The sequence below is a fragment of the Streptomyces sp. SID5910 genome, from assembly GCF_009862125.1.
Classification (GTDB): Bacteria; Actinomycetota; Actinomycetes; order Streptomycetales; family Streptomycetaceae; genus Streptomyces.
On the sequence record NZ_WWHX01000424.1, the window covers coordinates 1 to 3,323 of the forward strand.

The following is a 3,323-nucleotide window of genomic DNA, read 5'->3' on the forward strand; positions in this document are numbered from 1 at the left end:
CGAAGCCCCACCGTCCCCCGGCCCGGAAGCGGTCGCACAGCCGCCCGACGACCCCGCCCTCGTGGCCGCCGGCACGGCCGGCCCGCCCGCCGTGCACCCCGTGGACGAGGCGCGCCCCCTGGGGCGGATCCTGCTCTTCGGCATCCAGCACGTCCTCGTCATGGCCGCCACCCCCATCTCGGCGATCTTCCTGATGAGCGCCACCCTCCGGCTCGACGCCGGTCTCACCGTCGACCTGCTCTCGGCCGCCTTCGTGCTCTCCGGCGTGGGGTCCCTCCTCCAGTCGCTCGGCGTCTGGAAGTTCGGGCCGCGGCTGCCGTTCGTGATGCTGCCGGGCGGGGCGCCGCTCATCCTGTTCCTCGCGATCGCCGAGCAGCACGGCGTGCGCACCGCCACCGGCGCGGTGGTCCTGACGGCGGTGTTCACCTTCGTCGTCCTACCGGTCTTCTCCCGGCTGCTCAGGTACTTCCCGGCCCTCGTCATCGGCACGATGATCGTCATCGTCGGCGTCAACCTGGTGAAGGTCGGTGCGGTCCTGGTCACCGGGCAGCCCGGCTCGCCGGGCTTCGCCGACCCCGCCAACCTCGGTCTGGGCATGGCGACGATCGGGTTCACCGTCGCGTTCTACCTGCTCTTCAGCGGCGTCGTGCGCCAACTCGCCGTGATGCTCGGCCTGCTGGCCGGCACCGCGCTCGCCGCCGCGACCGGCGCGCTCGACGGGGGAGGCCTGGCCGGCGGCAGCCTGGTGAACCTGCCCCACCTGATGCCGTTCGGCTCCCCGCAGTTCAACGTCGTCGCCGCGCTGCCCCTGATGCTCTACAGCCTGGCCTCCATGGCCGAGGCGACCGGCCAGACCGTCATCAACGCCGAAGCGGTCGGCAAGGAGATCGACAAGCGGACCGACGTGCCGAAGACCGTCCGCGGCGACGCGCTCACCTCGCTCTTCGGTGGCTTCTTCGGCCTGCCGCTCATGGTCACCAGCGGCGAGAACATCGGGATCGTCCGCGTCACCGGGGTCCGCAGCCGGTTCGTCACCGCCGCGGCCGGCGTCGTCCTCATCGTCATCGGGTTCCTCGCCCCCGTCACCCGGGCGATCAGCGTGATCCCGACCGCGGTCGTCGGCGGCACCGCCATGGTCGTGTTCGGCGTCATCACCGTGCTCGGCATCCAGATGCTCGGACGCTCCGACCTCGACCGGCACACCAGCACCTTCGTCTGCGCCGTCGCCCTCGCGCTGGGGCTGCTGCCCATCCTCGTCCCCGGCGTCTACGGCGGCTTCCCGCCCAACGTCCGCATCCTCCTCGAAAGCGGCGTCGCCGTCGGCACGTTCGCCGCCGCCGTCCTCAACATCCTTTTCCACCACGTCAGGCCCGGCGTCGCCGCCCGCCTGACCTCCGCCCGCACAGGAAGCGACCGATGAACCATCCCGACCGTGACGCCCTCGCCCACCCCGGCCCGCTCCTCCTCGTACCCGGCGCGGTCCTGCTGCCGGAAGGCCCCGCCGACGGCTGGGCGGTCCTGGTCGACGACGGCCGCTTCGAAGCCGTCGGACCGGCCGACCGACTGGAGCGCGCGCACCCCGAGGTGCGGACCGTACGGCTGCCCGGCCACCTGCTGATGCCCGGCTTCGTCGACGCCCACCACCACCTCACCCAGAGCTTCGGCTCCGCACTCGCCTTCGGTGAACCCTCCGAGATCTTCCGCCGGGTCTGGGTGCCGCTGGAAGGCGCGCTGGACGAGGAGTCCGCCTACACGGCGGCCAAACTGGCGGCGCTCGAAGCGCTGCGCGGCGGCTTCACCACCGTCGCCGACGCCGGCACCCGCGCGGACGTCGACGTGGACGTCGTCGCGTCGGCCGCACGCGACGCCGGGATCCGCTGCGTACTCGGCCTCATCTGCAACGACGCGGACGACGCCGGCGGCACCGGACCGGTCGTGCTGGAGAACGCCGAGAAGCACCTCGCCCGCTACACCGGCGACGCCCTGATCCACCCCTCGCTGGCCGTCTCCATCCCGGAGGCCGCCACCGAGGACACCCTGCGGGCCACCGCACGCCTGGCCGCCGAGGCCGGCACCGTCGTACAGATCCACGTCAACGAGCACCTCGCCGGCGTGGAACGCTCCCTCGTACGGCACGGGCTGCGCCCCCTCGAACACCTGCACCGCATCGGCGCGCTCGGCCCCCAACTGCTCGCCGCCCACGCCACGCTGCTCACCCCGCGCGAACTGACCCTGCTCGCCGACACGGGGACCGCCATCAGCTACAACCCCGTGGCCAGCGCGTGGAAGGGCAACGCGGTCGCCCCGGCGACGGCCATGGCCGAGCGCGGCATCCGCTTCGGGCTCGGTACCGACGGCACCCGCGGTGACGGCTTCCGGCTCGCGGACGCCGCCGAGTTCGCCCAGCGGCTGGCCTACGGCCTGGCGACCGGCGACTCGTCGTGCGGAGCCGGCTGGACGTGGCTGGACCGCGCCACCCGCGGGGGCGCCGACGCCGTCGGGCTCGGCACCCGCACCGGCACCGTCGCGCCGGGCGCGGCGGCCGACTTCCTCCTCGTCGACGCCGACACCCCGGAGACGGCGCTCTCCTGGGACCTGCCGTGGGAACTCGTCCGACGCGGCAACCGGGACCAGATCAGCGCCGTGTTCGTCGCCGGGCGGCTGCGCATGTGGCACGGCAGCCCCGTCGGCTGGGACGGGCCCGCGCTGGTGAGACGGGCCGCCGAACTGGCCCGCGCCACCGTCGCCAGGGCCGGTGTCACCCGGGTCCACCCCACGTCCACGGCGTCACGGGCGCTGAGCATGTCCCAGGAGCGGAGCACGTCGCGGTGAGTACGGAAATGCTGGCGATCCTCGGTGTGACGGTGGCCGTCGCCGCGTTCGTCCAGGGCAGCAGCGGGCTGGGCTTCGCGCTGATCGTCGCGCCCGTCGCCGGGATCGTCGACCCCGGCCTCGTCCCGGTCTTCGTGCTGGCGTCGATGATCCCGCTCAACGCGTACGTCGCCTGGCGCGAACGCGCGTCGCTCGACCTGCGCGGCGCCGGCTGGATCACCGGGGCGCGGCTCGCCGCCACCCCGGCCGGGCTGGCGCTGCTGTGGCTGATCCCGGAGCGCAGTCTCGGCCTCTTCGTGGGCGTGGCGACGGTGCTCGCGGCCGTCGTGAGCCTGACCGCGCCCGCGTTCGCGCCCGGCCGGGTCGCGTACGTCGGGGCGGGCGCCGTCACCGGGCTCACGGAGACCGCGACCGGCGTCGGCGGCCCGCCGCTGGCCCTGGTCTACCAGCATCGGCCGCCCGCCGAGCTGCGTTCCACGGTGGCCGCGTGC

Annotated in this window: 3 protein-coding genes; all 3 read left to right on the forward strand. The window is 73.9% G+C overall.

Annotation, left to right across the window (positions count from 1 at the left end; genetic code table 11):
- Positions 1-100 precede the first annotated feature (100 nt).
- Entirely contained in the window at positions 101-1,420 is a 1,320-nt protein-coding gene (locus GTW67_RS15020) for a solute carrier family 23 protein (RefSeq protein ID WP_161165323.1), read from the forward strand.
- Positions 1,417-2,832 carry an amidohydrolase family protein gene (locus tag GTW67_RS15025; protein ID WP_161165321.1) on the forward strand — a complete coding sequence of 472 codons (1,416 nt, stop codon included), beginning with the start codon at positions 1,417-1,419 and terminating at the stop codon, positions 2,830-2,832. The genes GTW67_RS15020 and GTW67_RS15025 overlap by 4 nt, the downstream gene beginning before the upstream one ends.
- A partial coding sequence (locus GTW67_RS15030) for a TSUP family transporter (protein WP_161165322.1) occupies positions 2,829-3,323 on the forward strand: 495 nt, incomplete at its 3' end. The genes GTW67_RS15025 and GTW67_RS15030, both read left to right, overlap by 4 nt.

Coding starts and splice junctions, on each gene's coding strand:
- GTW67_RS15025 (WP_161165321.1), top strand. CDS start 1,417: ATGAACCATCCCGACCGTGACGCCCTCGCCCACCCCGGCCCGCTCCTC.